The 13,997-nt window shown below is 58.0% G+C and carries 9 protein-coding genes and 1 pseudogene; 6 read left to right on the top strand and 4 right to left on the bottom strand.

The features are described from left to right. Window positions 1–622, bottom strand: a 622-nt coding sequence (locus ABYM29_RS11985; RefSeq protein WP_372865004.1) for a TonB-dependent receptor plug domain-containing protein, incomplete at its 3' end; no start/stop codon positions are given. A gap of 368 nt (window positions 623–990) precedes the next feature. Then, complete coding sequence (locus ABYM29_RS11980) at window positions 991–1,740, bottom strand: hypothetical protein (protein WP_372865003.1); 750 nt, start codon at window positions 1,738–1,740, stop codon at window positions 991–993. A gap of 139 nt (window positions 1,741–1,879) precedes the next feature. Here ABYM29_RS11980 and ABYM29_RS11975 point away from each other — a divergent pair, with 139 nt between their 5' ends. The 3 genes from ABYM29_RS11975 (at window position 1,880) to ABYM29_RS11965 (ending at window position 8,922) form a co-directional block, all read left to right on the top strand. Further along, window positions 1,880–2,380: a hypothetical protein gene (locus tag ABYM29_RS11975; RefSeq protein ID WP_372865002.1), complete on the top strand. Its 501-nt coding sequence runs from the start codon at window positions 1,880–1,882 to the stop codon at window positions 2,378–2,380. A 151-nt stretch (window positions 2,381–2,531) separates the two neighbouring features. Further along, window positions 2,532–7,361, top strand: coding sequence for an NAD-glutamate dehydrogenase (locus ABYM29_RS11970; RefSeq protein WP_372865001.1), 4,830 nt, complete (start codon window positions 2,532–2,534; stop codon window positions 7,359–7,361). A gap of 46 nt (window positions 7,362–7,407) precedes the next feature. Next, complete coding sequence (locus ABYM29_RS11965; RefSeq protein WP_372865000.1) at window positions 7,408–8,922, top strand: sorbosone dehydrogenase family protein; 1,515 nt, start codon at window positions 7,408–7,410, stop codon at window positions 8,920–8,922. On the opposite strand, the gene ABYM29_RS11960 is transcribed toward ABYM29_RS11965, so the two are convergent. Beyond that, on the bottom strand, window positions 8,881–9,339 hold the full coding sequence (locus tag ABYM29_RS11960) for a PleD family two-component system response regulator (RefSeq protein WP_372864999.1): 459 nt from the start codon (window positions 9,337–9,339) through the stop codon (window positions 8,881–8,883). The two genes, ABYM29_RS11965 and ABYM29_RS11960, sit on opposite strands and share 42 nt — an antisense overlap. A 303-nt stretch (window positions 9,340–9,642) precedes the next feature. Between ABYM29_RS11960 and ABYM29_RS11955 the strand changes: the two genes are divergently transcribed. Beyond that, window positions 9,643–11,340: an NAD-dependent malic enzyme gene (locus ABYM29_RS11955; RefSeq protein WP_372864998.1), complete on the top strand. Its 1,698-nt coding sequence runs from the start codon at window positions 9,643–9,645 to the stop codon at window positions 11,338–11,340. Window positions 11,341–11,371: 31 nt separating this feature from the next. Here ABYM29_RS11955 and ABYM29_RS11950 read toward each other — a convergent pair whose 3' ends face one another. Beyond that, a complete protein-coding gene (locus ABYM29_RS11950) occupies window positions 11,372–12,010 on the bottom strand; it encodes a TetR/AcrR family transcriptional regulator (RefSeq protein WP_372864997.1) in 639 nt (212 codons plus the stop codon). A 172-nt stretch (window positions 12,011–12,182) separates the two neighbouring features. Between ABYM29_RS11950 and ABYM29_RS11945 the strand changes: the two genes are divergently transcribed. Both ABYM29_RS11945 and ABYM29_RS11940 read left to right on the top strand, forming a co-directional pair. Then, window positions 12,183–13,340 (top strand): sulfotransferase, encoded by a 1,158-nt coding sequence (locus tag ABYM29_RS11945; protein WP_372864996.1) that lies wholly within the window; start codon window positions 12,183–12,185, stop codon window positions 13,338–13,340. Between the two features lie 73 nt (window positions 13,341–13,413). Beyond that, window positions 13,414–13,997, top strand: a pseudogene (locus ABYM29_RS11940) (hypothetical protein); the annotation flags it as partial.

The following is a 13,997-nucleotide window of genomic DNA, read 5'->3' as shown; positions in this document are numbered from 1 at the left end:
TACCCGTCATATTCTCGCGGATTTTGCCGAGAAAGGCCTGGGTGTCGAGGCTGAATTGCTCGCTGGGCAGCCAGCGCGTCTGCACCAGCAGGGCCTGACGGTCATTGGTCGGGCTGTTTTCGCCGGTGGCGACGTTCTCAGAATAGCCGTCATCTTTGGTGATGTTAATGGCAGCACTGGCGTAAAAGTGGTCGTTGATTGGCACGTTGACGCCGGCTTTGAGGCGCCGCTGGGCGTAGTTGCCGACGCCGACTTCGACATAGGCGTCGTTGCTGTCGTCGGGTTTGCGCAGGCTGACCACCATGGCGCCGCCGGTGGTGTTTTTGCCGAACAGCGTACCCTGTGGGCCGCGCAGCACCTGAATGCTGTCAATGTCGACGGTGTCGAGCAGTTGGCCGTCGGAGCGGGGCAGGAATAAGTCGTCCAGATAGACCCCCACGGTGGGGTCAACCCGGGCGAAACCGGTGCGCTCGCCAATGCCGCGGATATAAATCTGGTTGGCCTGACCCTTGCGGATTTCCAGGCTGGGTACCGACTTGGTCAGTTCGCTGGTATTGCTGATGCCGCGTTCGCGCAGCGACTCGGCGCTGATTGCCGTTACGGCGATGGGGATGTCCTGCATGCTTTCGCTGCGCTTCCTTGCGGTGACTAAGACTTCTTCCAGAACGGCCCTGTTCTGAGTTGCTGCGGGTGTTGTCTCGTCAGCGTGCAGCGCGTTGCTAGTTGCGCAGACGGTGGCAAGGGCGAAAAGGCCGAGGCGTTGCACGGAGCGAACGCGGTCGTGTCTTGCGGTCTTGGTCAAGGGGCACCTCTCTAGCTAGCCGCTGGGCGGCAGTCATTATTGTTATAGAGATTGAGAGTTGATCATCGTCAACCTACGGGTATTTTTACACTATGGTGTAAAAATAATATAGGCGCTGACACTATAATTTTTTGTCATGATTGCTTGCCGGGCGGGGGAGCTGCGCCGCTGCGCGCGCTCGCTGGGGGCTAGCGAAGGTTTTGTGGTGCGCTGAGCCGTGGATAATGCTGCAGGCTTTGTCGGGTCAGTGCCTGGAGCTGCTCACGCGCTGAGCTTCCTTGGTGCCGACGGTCGGCGCGGCGGTACAGGGCGTTGGCGGTTTTCAGCGTGTTGAACAGCAGTCGGTCGCGCCAGGGCGCGCGGTAGAGGGGGCGCAGAGGGCCGGCGCTGTAGTGTCTTATATAGTCGTCCAGTAGCGGGCTGTGGTTATTGTTCCAGCTGGGGGGCAATTCACGGAATGCGGTTTCACGGTGCAGGGCCTGAATAATATGGCCATTCTCTCCCCAGCCGACGTCGTCGGCGCTGGGCAGTGCTTGGCCCTGTGCGGCGATGACGCGGTCGAGAAACTGCAGGCTGGCGGCGCTGCGTCGCAGCAACAGCACCCCGGAGTTCACCCTGCCGCTGTAGCCACGCGCCGCGTAAATGCTGTGCTGCTGGTCTAACACCTCGCGCAGTGGCGGACAGCTGCTGCGGATCTCCGCGTCGGCGTCGACGAACAGCAGTTGCTGGTAGCCGCTGCGCAGGGCGTGGCGGGCCAAATAGAGCTTTAGCCAGGCGACCTCCCAGCCCAGAGGTGAATAGATCGGCTGGGTGACCGCGACATAGTGGTAGCCGTGGCGCTGAGCGTAGGCGCGCTGGCTGGCAATGTTGCGGCGGTACAGCAAGTGATAGCCGTTGATGGCAACAGTAAAAACCAGGGTTGCAGGCGTTGCCGACATCGCGCTCACTTATCCGGGGGCAGTGACGGCTCATAGTAGAAGTAATTGGCATGACTGACAAACCCTTAAGCGGGTGTTCAGTTGCGGGGGGCTAAGGTTTAGTGACACTAAGGTTTAGTGACACTAAGAGGAGACCGCCATGAGCAGTCACGTTGTAGCAAGCAAGCCCCGTCGCGCCGCCGCTCTGGCCTTGGCGTCAGCGCTGATAGCGGCGTTCAGTATGTCGCCCCAGCAAGCGCGGGCTGACAATGCCGAGGTCGCGGTGGCGGTAATGCTGGGGGCGGCGATGATCTACGCCGCCCACGAATCCGAGCCGCGTTACCCACATCCCCACCGACATCACGCTCACTGCGGACACCGTGCGCCGGGTGGTGGCTATTACCACTCAGGCTATCGGCAGGGCTATCGCGATGGTCATCGCTACGATGATCATCACGGTTACCACCAGCGCCCTTATTACGGTGCTGAGCAGCATCATTGGCGCGATAAGCATCACGTGAAAGGTCATCGCAAGGCCGCCAAACATCAGTACCAGTATCGCGAGGAGCGCCATGGGCATTCCCGTGCCGGCAAGCACTGGCGCGAGGGCAAGCAGGCCCACCAGGCCTGGAATACGCGGGTGCGCATTCGCGACTACTAGCGCGGAGGCATGCCTGCGGCGGCAGCGCCGCATCGCGCAAGCGGTGCGGCGTTTTGCCTTTTGCTACGGGCCGAGCAGGCCGGTATATAGCTGCTAGACTCAACAGTGTTGGCGGCCTGGGGAGGCGGTCTATTAGCAGGGCAGCAGGGGTATGACAAAACTCAGTGTGAGGCAGCAGCTGCTAAAGCGGGTGGCAAGGGTGGCTGCGGCGCAGTTGGCTGGTGATGAGGCAAGCCTGTTCAGGCAGTTTATCGATCAGGTGATGCACGTTCATCCAGACGAAGACCAGCTACACTGGGAGCCCGAAGCCAATTTCGGGTTGTTTTACGGTCTGTTTCGCTATGTTGCTCAGCGTCATCACGACAGCCCTCTCGTTAAGGTGTTTAACCCCGACCTGGAAACAGACGGCTGGCTAAGCAAGCACACCCTTATCTATTACTGCCAGAAAGACCGTCCTTTTTTGGTCGACTCCCTACGCATCGCTCTCAATCGCTCCAAACTCAATATCCACCTGTTTGAAAGTAGCCTGATGTGGCTGAGGCGCAGCGCCGAGGGACACATTGAGGCCTTTGCCGGAAAACAGCGCGACGGTGCGCAATGCGAGAGTATCGGCTACATACTGGTGGATGCCAGTAGTGACAGGGCGGAGTTAGGCAATTTAACGTCGGCCTTGAAAGACGCCACTGCCGATGTGACGCTGGTGGTCGATGATTTTCCCCGGATGCTATCTCGGCTGGAGGAGTGTATCGCCGAAAGCTTGCGGCATGTTGGCGAAGGCAATGAAGAGGCCAGTTTTCTGCAGTGGTTGCGCGACGGCAATTTTACTTTCTTGGGAATGTCGGACTTTGTGCTGCGCCGAGAGGGCGGCAGCACTTATATCGCCGAATGCAGCGATGCCCAGCTAGGCTTGATGCGCAAGCGCGCGCCACTCGCTGAAGCCGATTTGGACGACTTGTGCGATGGCTTTGCCGATTTTTACCGGCAGCGCCCGGCACTGGCGTTTACTAAAACCTCGCAAAAATCCACCGTCCACCGCCATGTCTATGCCGATTACATCGTGATCAAGCGCTTTAATGACCGTGGCGAGGTCGTTGGTGAAACCCGCGTGCTGGGTTTGTATACCGCCGGGATGTACTACCAGGGGGTGGAGCGCGTGCCCTTGCTGCGCAGTAAGGCCCATTGGCTGCAAGAGCGTTCGCAGCTCGATGGTGCCAGCCACAACGGTAAAACCTTTGCGCTAATTGTCGAGCGCCACCCGCGCGACGAGCTTATTCAGGCCGACAATGCCCCGCTGCTGGAGACCTTGCTGGGTATTTGGAAAATATACGAGCGCCGCGCGGTGAAGTTATTTATGAGGGTGGATCGCTTCGAAAAGTTTGTCAGTTGTATTGTTTACCTGCCCCGCGAAGCGGTGAAAATGGAGCGTCAAATAGAACGCCTGTTGGGTGCGGCCATAGGCAGTAGCGATTGTGAGGTGTCTACGCAATTTCTGTCGGAGTCGGTATTGGCGCGTATTCACTTGGTGTTCAGGGTGGGCAATCAGCAATTTCACGATGTGGATCGCGAAGCGCTGGAAGCGGAAATTGTCGAGCTGACTCACGACTGGGTGCAGCGTTTTGCCGAACTTTGCGTCGAGCGCCTGGGCGAGGAGCGGGGCAGGGTGATGGCGCTGCAATATCAAGAGGCATTTTCCACGGCCTACCGCGATCGTTTTTCGCCATCATTAGCGGTGAGTGATATTGAGCTGTGTCGCGAGCTCAGTGACGACAGTGATATCAGTATTAGTCTGTTCCATGAAATTGGCAGTGCTGATCGCAGTCTACGGTTAAAGTTATTTCACCGTGAAGAATCGCTACAGCTATCGGACATACTTCCGCTGTTAGAAAATCTGGGGTCGCGGGTGCTGGTGGAGCACCCCTATTTGATTAAGCCGCAGGATGATAGCGAAATCTGGATGCATGACTTCACTCTGGAGCACCAGCTGGGGAGTGGTCGCCGTCTCAATCTCGATACGGTGCGCAGCAGTTACCAGGAGGCGCTGCGCGCGGTTTGGCTGGGGAAGGCGGAAAATGACAGTTTTAACCGTCTGGTGCTTGGTGCGCGCCTCGACTGGCGCTCGGTCGCGCTAATTCGAGCGTATGCGCGTTATCTGAAGCAGCTGGGTACGCTGCTCAGCATGGATTTCATTGCCTCGGTATTGTGTAGCAATGTCGATATCACTCGCGACCTGATGGCGCTGTTCCGCTGCTTGTTCGACCCGCGGCGGGCTTCGCAGAAGCGCAGCGATGAGCGCGCGGCCAAGCTGCGCAGCGGCATTTTAAGTGCTTTGGAAGAAGTGCAAAACCTCAATGAAGATCAGGTGTTGCGCCAGTATCTAGCCTGTATTGAAGCAACCTTGCGCTGTAACTTTTTTCAGCAGAACGAGGCGGGCGAATACCGCGAATGTATCGCCCTGAAGATCAGTACCCGGAAGTTGGATTTTGCACCGGAGCCGCGGCCCGAGTATGAGGTATTTGTGTTTTCGCCGCGGGTGGAGGGGGTCCACCTGCGCGGCGGCAAGGTGGCCCGTGGGGGGATTCGTTGGTCAGACCGGCTGGAAGATTTTCGCACCGAAGTGTTGGGCCTGGTTAAGGCGCAACAGGTTAAAAATGCGGTGATCGTGCCCACTGGCGCCAAGGGCGGTTTTGTGGCGCGTCGCAGTGCGAATCTGGAAAGTCGCGAAGAGGTGTTTGCTGAGGGCGTGGCCTGCTACAAACTGTTTATTGGCAGTCTGCTGGATATCAGTGACAACCGTGAGGGTGATGTGATCCGACATCCCGAGTCGGTGTTGTGCCGCGACGACGATGACCCTTATTTGGTGGTGGCGGCAGACAAGGGGACCGCCAGTTTCTCGGACATTGCCAACGACATCGCTATTGATCGCAAGTTTTGGTTGGGTGACGCCTTTGCCTCGGGTGGCAGTAATGGCTACGACCACAAGGCAATGGGGATTACTGCGCGAGGTGCCTGGGTGGCGGTGCAGCGCCATTTTCGCGAGTTGGACGTCGATGTGCAGCGCGATGCGGTGACGGTGATCGGTATCGGCGATATGGGCGGCGATGTGTTTGGCAATGGCATGCTGCTGTCCAAGACCCTGAAGCTGCGCGCGGCGTTCAATCACCTGCATATTTTTATTGATCCAGAGCCCGATGCCGAGGTCGCCTGGTTGGAGCGCAAGCGTTTGTTTGAGCGTCCGCGCTCCAGCTGGGCTGACTACAATGGCGACTTGATCTCCGAGGGCGGTGGGGTGTTCTCACGCAGTGCCAAGCAGATTTCGCTGTCGCCACAGCTGCGCGAGATGATTGCTAGCGAAGACGCCGTATTGACGCCCAATGCCTTGATTCGCCGTTTGCTGCAAGCTGAGGTCGATCTGATTTGGAATGGCGGAATTGGCACCTATGTGAAGGCCGCCGAAGAGAGTCATGCCGATGTCGGCGACCGCAATAATGACGCACTGCGCGTTAATGGTCGCGATTTGCGCTGCAAGGTGTTTGGGGAAGGGGGCAACCTGGGGCTGACCCAGCTTGGGCGCTTGGAATACTGTCGAAATGGCGGTATCTGTAATACTGACTTCATCGATAACGCCGCCGGTGTCGACTGCTCGGATCATGAGGTCAATATTAAAATCCTGCTCAACACACAGTTGGCATCAGAGGATCTTACGGTCAAGCAGCGCAATCAACTGCTCGCCGATATGACCGATGATGTCGCCGAGCTGGTGTTGCACAACTGTTACCGGCAGACCCTGGCGATCAGCCTGGCGCGTTTTAAGCGCGATAAACATCATCACGATTACCTGCGCTTTGTCGAACACTTGGAAGAAAGTGGCGCGCTGAACCGCGAGCTGGAGTTTTTGCCCGACAACGAGCGTATTCACGAGTTGTACAGTGAGGGGCGCAGCTGGACGCGTCCGGAGCTGGCGCTGTTGGTGTCCTATGCCAAGGTGGAACTTAAGGAAGGGCTGTTAGAGGTTGGTGCGGCTGACGACCCCTGGTTGCAGGAGCGGGTGTATGCTGCCTTCCCTGCGCGATTGCGGGAGAGCTATGCACAGCAGATCTGCGGGCACCGTTTGAGCCGTGAAATTGTCGCGACGCAGCTGGCCAATGAAATGGTCAATATCATGGGCTTTACTTACCCGCTGCGCCAGGATCTGTCGCTGGGTGCCAGTGCGGCTGATACCGCGCGCGCCTTTGTGACCATTGTCGAACTGTTTGAGCTGGATCGCTTGTGGCGCGAAGTGGAGGCGCTGGACTATGTGATAGCGACAGACTTGCAGTACGAACTATTCCACCAGATTATGCGCCTCGGTCGGCGCAGTACGCGGTGGTTTTTGCGCAATAAGCACGCCCTGCAACCCGCCGCGATGATTGCGCGCATGCAGCCGGCCTTCCAGGAGTTGATGCCGAACCTGGGTGCCCTGCAGTGCAATGGCTGGGCGGAGGATTTTGTTAGTCAGTGTCAGCGTTGGTCCGAGGCCGGTGTGCCGGCCTCGCTGGCAACCCGGATCGCGTCGTTCGATGCGTATTTCCTGTTGCCCGGCTGCGTTGATGCGGCTCTGGACATTGATTGTTCGCCGCTGCGTTTTAGCGAGTTATTGTTTGCGTTACTCGATACCTTGCAGATGGACTGGGCGCTGCAGCGCCTGATTGCCTGGCAGCCGGAAGGCCGCTGGCAGGATTTGGCCCGAGAGTCCTATGTGGATAACCTGGAAGCATTGCTGCGCCAGCTCAGTATCGGCTTGTTGTGCCGCGGTTCAAGCCCGTCACAGCCGCTGGCTGAGTTAGTCAGTTCCTGGCAGGCTGATAATGCGACTAGGTTCGCTCGTTATCAGACGACGATCAGTAGTCTGCACACGGCGGCGAATCAGGATTTGTCGGTGTTTACGGTAGTGTTGCGTGAACTGCAGGATTTGGTTGAGGTATCGTTGGCGCGTTTGCCCTAGGCTGTTGTGGCTCAGGTGGTCGCGGCCCCTTTATAGGATAGTTGTTTTGAAACGTTTTCTTACCCTGTTGTTGGCCGGCTTGCTGTTGTGTGGGCTGCTGCTGTTGGCGCTGCCGTTCGCACTGATCCAATTTGGTTCGCCGGGCATGGCCGCAGCATCGCGGGCATTGCTGCACGCAGCGGTGGGTTATAGTGATGCCCCTTCGACAGAAAATTTACCGGTATTGCAGTTGGCGCCTGGTTACCAACTGCAGGTCTATGCGGCTGATTTGGGCAATGTGCGTTTTATGGCGATGACCGCTGGTGATGATTTGCTGATCAGTCGGCCGCGCAGTGGCGAAGTCCTGTTGCTCAGTCGCGATGGCAATGGCGATGGTCGTGCTGATGAACAGCGGGTGCTGCTGAGTGAATTGCGCCGCCCCCATGGTCTGGCCTTGCACGATGGCTGGCTGTATGTCGCCGAGTCTAATGCAGTGGGCAAAATTGCCTTTGACGAGCTTAGTGGCATGACGCGCGGGCGTTACCAGCGCATTGTCGAGGGCTTGGGTGACGCCGGAAATCACTGGACTAAGACCATCGGTTTTGGGCCCGATGGCTGGCTGTATCTTAGTTCGGGCTCCACTTGTAATGCCTGTGAAGAGGCAGACCCGCAGCGCGCGACGCTGATGCGGCTGCGCGGCGATGGCAGCGGTCTGGAGATTGTCGCCCGCGGCCTGCGCAACAGTGTAGGTTTTGATTGGGCGCCTTGGGACGGCGCTTTGTATGCCACAGATAACGGTCGCGACCTATTGGGGGACGACTTCCCTCCCTGTGAACTGAATCGTATCGAAGCGGGAGAGTTTTACGGTTGGCCCTATTTCAATGCCCGTCGCCCCGACCCGGACTGGGGGGCGCGCCGCCCCTCGGCGCTGCCTGATAACCGCCCGCCCGTTCACGAGTTTGGGGCACATCAGGCGCCACTGGGCATGACGTTTTTGCGCCACCAGGGAGAGGGCTACCGCAAGGCTGCACTGGTGGCACTGCACGGCTCTTGGAACCGCAGTGAGCCGGCGGGTTACAAGGTGGTGTCGCTGCTCTGGCAGGCAGACGGCAGTATTGTCGAGCGGGATTTTGTCAGTGGCTTTTTGCAGTCGCGGCAGCTGCTCGGGCGGCCGGTCGATGTGCTTGAGAGCCGCGATGGCAGTATTTTTGTCTCCGATGACTACAGTGGCCGAGTTTATCGTATCAGCCGAGGGGCCGGCGGCGCTGCCGAGGTCCTCCGGCCGGCAGTGGCAGGTGGCGGCAAGCCCGCTGACTCGAACTATCCTGTCGGGCGACTTGCCGAGCTGAGTGCCCTGGGGCAGTCCTTGTATGGCCAGCACGGCTGTGACAGCTGTCACCGGCAACAGGGCATGCGACCGCTCACTAACTTGACGGCGCGCTACTCAGTGGCTGAGTTAGCGGATTTCTTTGTCAGCCCGACGCCACCGATGCCGCAGTTTGAGTTGAGTGCTGGGCAGCGCGAGGCCCTGGCGGTGTATCTATTGAACGTAGTTGACCAGCCTTCTGCGTCTCTCGAGTAACACCCGTTCGCGTTCGAGGCGCCGCAGTCCGGCCTGTAGGCGTGCGCGTAATTCTTCACCGGCTGCGGGTTTGCTAATAAAGTCATCGGCGCCGGCATCGATGGCGGCAATGACGTCGCTGCGTTCGCGGCGACCGGTAAGCATAATGAAATAGGGATCGCCCATTGCCGGGCTGCGGTTAATGGTTTTGCAGAGTTCAAGGCCGCTCATATCGGGCATTCGCCAGTCGCAGAGCACAATATCGATATGTTCTGCCAAGAGAATTTGCAGGGCGTCACTGGGTTGGCTGCAGCTGATGGTGTCAAATTGAAAGCCTTTGAGTAGCGCCTCTAGGCGGTACAGCTCTAGGCGGCTGTCCTCAACCAAGAGAATTCTCGCCGACTCGACGGGGTTGGGGTATTTATCAAGGTCTCTCATTGTCCGCGTTCTCATGTTTGCAGTTGGGCCTACTAGGACTGGAGCAAACACTGTGCCTTTTTCGTAATGTATTGAAAATTTTGGGTTTTTTGTTGTTTTTCGGGCTGTCGTCCGACGCTTTTCGCAGTTTGCAGTGCATTGCGCGATGCCAGCTGCGAGGCGCTGCTGGGGGCGGTGGACTTTGCTACTATGCGCGGCAGGCCCGCCGCTGCTTGTGTTATTTATTTTGTGATTGGCGCCATTCATATGTAGAATGTGTCGCGCCGGCGATCTTGCCCCTTCCCGTTTATTAAAGAGTGTTGCATGAATTCCGATAAGCCCCTGTATATTGCCTACGCCGGTCCGATGCTGCTGGAGACGCCCCTGCTGAACAAGGGCTCGGCGTTTACTGAGGACGAACGCCGCAGTTTTAATTTGATGGGCTTGTTGCCGCCGCGCTATGAGAACATCGACGAGCAGGTCGAGCGGGCGTATTTGCAGTACTGCAGCTTTGATGAGCCGATCAACAAGCATATTTATCTGCGCGCCGTGCAGGACAACAACGAGACCTTGTTTTACCGCCTCCTCAATGACCACCTTGAAGAAATGCTGCCGATTATTTATACGCCGACGGTGGGCGAGGCCTGTGAACATTTTTCCGATATTTATCGCAGCGCGCGGGGCATTTTTGTGTCTTACGAAGATCGCGATTACATGGACGATATTCTGCACAGCGTCAGCAAGGACCGGGTCAAAGTACTGGTGGTCACCGACGGCGAACGGGTGTTGGGGCTGGGAGACCAGGGGATTGGCGGCATGGGCATTCCGATCGGCAAGCTGTCGCTGTACACCGCCTGTGGCGGCATCAGTCCGGCCTATACCCTGCCAGTGGTATTGGATGTGGGCACCAATAATCAAACTTTGCTAGACGACCCCATGTATATGGGCATGCGTCACCCGCGTATTGGCCGCGAGGAGTACGACGCCTTTGTCGACCAGTTTATCGAGGCGGCGCAGCGGCGCTGGCCGGGGGTGTTGATACAGTTTGAAGATTTTGCCCAGCCCAATGCCATGCCGATTTTGCAGCGCCATAAAGACAATGTGTGTTGTTTCAATGACGATATCCAGGGCACGGCGGCGGTCACGCTCGGCACGGTGTTGTCGGCCTGTCAGCGCAAAGGTGAGCGCCTGCGCGATCAGAACATTGTCTTTGTGGGCGCCGGTTCGGCGGGCTGTGGTATCGCCGAGCAGCTGATCCGGGCAATGGTGGAAGAGGGACTCAGCGACGCAGAGGCGCGCTCGCAGCTGTATATGGTCGACCGCTTTGGCCTAGTGAGTCAGGGCATGGACGGCTTGCTGGATTTTCAGGCGGCGCTGGCGCAGCCCGCGGCGGTGTATTCACAGTGGCGCTGTGGTGCTGGCGACTACCCCAGCTTGTTAGATGTGGTGAGCAACGTCGATGTCGGCGTGTTGATCGGCGTATCGGGCAAGCCGGGCTTGTTTACTGAAGAGGTGATTCGCCAGCTGCATAGTCGCTGTGCCCAGCCGATCGTATTGCCGCTGAGCAACCCCTCCCGCCATGTGGAAGCGCGGCCCGAGCAGATACTGCAGTGGACGGATGGTCAGGCGATTGTTGCCACCGGCAGTCCCTTTGCCGCGGTGGATTATGCGGGCGAGCGCTATGAGATTTCGCAGTGCAACAACAGTTATATTTTTCCCGGCATTGGTCTGGGCGTGGTGGCCAGCAAGGCGAGTCGTGTCAGCGATGAGATGCTGATGGCTGCCAGCCGCTGCTTGGCCGAGGCCGCCAGTGCCCATCACCAGCGCCGCAATGTGCTGCTGCCGCCGCTGACTGAATTGGCGGCGCTGAGCAAGGCCATCGCCTTTGCCGTAGCCAGCGTGGCGATGGCTCAGGGCTTGGCGGTTGAGCGCAGTGATGAGGAGCTGCGCGCGGATATCGAGCGCAATTTCTGGACGCCCCAGTATCGGGAATACCGCCGCATTGCCGCTCGCGCGCGTTGAGAGACGCTAGCGAGCGGCAGGGCTGCGCGCTTCAATGGCCCTGTAGATAGGCGAGTAGTAACTGCAGCAGTTCCTCGCGGAATGCGTCGTCAGCTAACAGTTCGGGGCGTTGTTGCAGGGCGATGCGCAAATTGCCTTGCAGGGTTTGGCGCAGCAATAGGCCGCGCAGCGCCGGGTTGCCGCCGCAGCCCTGTTCGCTCAGCCAATTGTCCAGCCAGGCTTCCCAGGAGGGGTTGTTCAGCGACTGGGTCAGCTGGTCGATCCGCTGGTGAACGTCGAAGTCTTGTTGATACTCCTGAAAAAACGCCGGCTCCAATTTTTGCAGCGCCAGCAGTTGTTCGCACTCCATATCGATAATGGCCGCCAGACCGTCGCGCAGCGACGAACTCGCCTGTGCTTGAATCTCGCCGAAGCGCTGGCTGGCTAACTGCGCCAAGTCATCTAGTGCCGCGTCGTAAATGTCTGACAGTATCGCCTCCTTGCAGGGAAAATATTGATACAGCGAGGCGATATTGACGCCGGCGACGTCGGCGATGTGCTGGGTGGTCAATTTGTCGGCGCCCTCGTTGTGCAGGATTTGCAGACAGGCCTGCTGGATCGCGCTGACGGTAAATTGCGAGCGGCTCTGTTTGGGGCGCTTGCGGGCGCGAGGCGGTGCTTTGTCGGCCATAATGTGGGGCTCACAAAAATATAAGTGCTGCTGGCTTGCGCTTAAGTTTCTCTATTAAATTATTTTAAATCAATATGTTGCAAGCTTGTTGTGGCGACTGAAATGCCAGTTGTTTAAGGTTGGCTGGCTAGCCTAGTCTGTCAGTTCTCTCGGCAGATTAGGAGCCCCTCCCGTGTACTTCGATATCGCTTATTACTTTCGCGTGCTGCGCCATGTCTGGTCCCTAAAGCAGTGGCCGGGTAAGCGGGGCATGTTATTTCGCCTGCTGCTGGTTGTGCCACTGGTCAGTGCCTTTCACGCCCTGTGTTTTCTGCTCGACTATGTGTTTTTTCCGCGCCTGTGGCGCCAGACCGTCGAGCGGCCGGTATTTATTATTGGTCACGCGCGCAGTGGCACCACCTTAGCGCATCGGCTGTTGGCTGCCGACGGTAATCAATTTAGTTATTTTTTGTATTGGGAGCTGTTTTTCCCGTCACTGCTGCAAAAGAAACTGATCCGTGCCCTGGGGCGTTTGGACGCCCTGCTGGGCAGCCCCTGTTTAACACGTCTGCAGCGCTGGGACGACAAAACCTTCGGCCCTACGCGCCATATTCACCACATGAGTTTATGGAATGCCGAGGAAGATCAGTTTGTGATGCGCGCCGCTTTTGTCACTCAGCAATGGGCGCTCGATGTGCCCATGATGGACAAGATCGATTTATTTCACCTTGACCAAATGTCGGACAAAAAGCGCCGCCGGTGGCTGCACCATTACCGTGAGTGTGTGAAGCGCCAACTACTGCTCAATGGTGGCGAGCGCACGCATCTGAGCAAAAACCCATTGATGTGCGGTTGGGTGGCGGCGCTGCAAGAGACCTTTCCCGATGCCCGCTTTGTGGTCATGTTGCGCAACCCCAATGAGTGTATCCCCAGCACATTGCGCCTGCTGGAGCTGAGTTGGAAGGGGCGGGGCTGGCAGCCTGAGCAATATCGCGAGTCCCTGCGGGTGATGACGGAAATTTCATTTGAGTCGATTCGTCACCCCCGAGAGGTATTGGCAGGGCACGATCAAGCGGTCTTCGTCGATTACCGCAAGCTGGTTGCTGAGCCGCGCGATACCGTGCATGAGGTCTATGCTGCGCTGGGGCTGACGGTGTCTCCGTCATTCGACGCCTACCTGCGCGCTCAGCAAGACCGGGAGCGCAACCACCAGTCTCGTTTCACTTACAACATCGATGACTATGCCGTGTCGGTTGACGACATAGAGGGTGAATTGTCCGAGTTGTTTGATGAGTATCAGTGGCCGCGCCTGAGTCGCCGCAGCGACCTGGTGAAATCCGTTGGGCCCTAACGGCGCTTGCCGGCACACGACGGCCATGTGCGCTGGCGGCAAGTCGGCGACTTAATGACAGGAGAAGATTGTGATGAGCGATGTGAATCAATGCCCGCCGGTGGAACAAAGTCAGGCGCTGTTGCGGGAAGCCTGGGACAGTTTTATGGCCGACTTGCAGCTGGCACGCGATGCGATTGATCAGCGGCAGTACTGCCCCCCGCAAGCTGACGACCGCACTCTGGCCGAGGGCTATCGTTATCTGTCCGGGTTTATGCACAGTGCCGTGGAAAGGGCCTTTCATGAAGATGTCGATTTTCCCGCCTTTCGCAACGGCATTTCGGTGTACAACAAATCGACCATCGACAATGCCGACGCCATATATTTCTATGCGCCCATCGATGGTCGCCAGTATTACCGGGTGCAGGCGCAGTTGGCGGACAACCGGCACTGGCGCGGTCAGGCGCGCGCTAATACGGGGGCCCTGGCTCCTCAGTATCTGATTTTTGAAGTGCACAGCGGGCCGATGGCTGGCGACACGGGCGACCTGCGGGAGTTGGCGCCGGGCAGTCGCACGGGCTTTGGCAGCTTGGACAGCTCAAGTTTACTGGTCGGCGAAAACGGTGAGCTGGAGTTGTTGTTGGGGCCGGAAAAACCGCAGGGCTACAACGGTAATTT

This window comes from Spongiibacter sp., from assembly GCF_041602295.1.
Classification (GTDB): domain Bacteria; phylum Pseudomonadota; class Gammaproteobacteria; order Pseudomonadales; family Spongiibacteraceae; genus Spongiibacter.
This window is presented reverse-complemented; position numbering and strand designations above follow the sequence as displayed.

What these genes read in the sequence shown, in the direction of transcription:
- ABYM29_RS11960 (WP_372864999.1), bottom strand. Translation starts at nt 9,339, where the DNA reads ATGAGAGACCTTGATAAATACCCCAACCCCGTCGAGTCGGCGAGAATT.
- ABYM29_RS11955 (WP_372864998.1), top strand. Translation starts at nt 9,643, where the DNA reads ATGAATTCCGATAAGCCCCTGTATATTGCCTACGCCGGTCCGATGCTG.
- ABYM29_RS11975 (WP_372865002.1), top strand. Translation starts at nt 1,880, where the DNA reads ATGAGCAGTCACGTTGTAGCAAGCAAGCCCCGTCGCGCCGCCGCTCTG.
- ABYM29_RS11980 (WP_372865003.1), bottom strand. Translation starts at nt 1,740, where the DNA reads ATGTCGGCAACGCCTGCAACCCTGGTTTTTACTGTTGCCATCAACGGC.
- ABYM29_RS11950 (WP_372864997.1), bottom strand. Translation starts at nt 12,010, where the DNA reads ATGGCCGACAAAGCACCGCCTCGCGCCCGCAAGCGCCCCAAACAGAGC.
- ABYM29_RS11970 (WP_372865001.1), top strand. Translation starts at nt 2,532, where the DNA reads ATGACAAAACTCAGTGTGAGGCAGCAGCTGCTAAAGCGGGTGGCAAGG.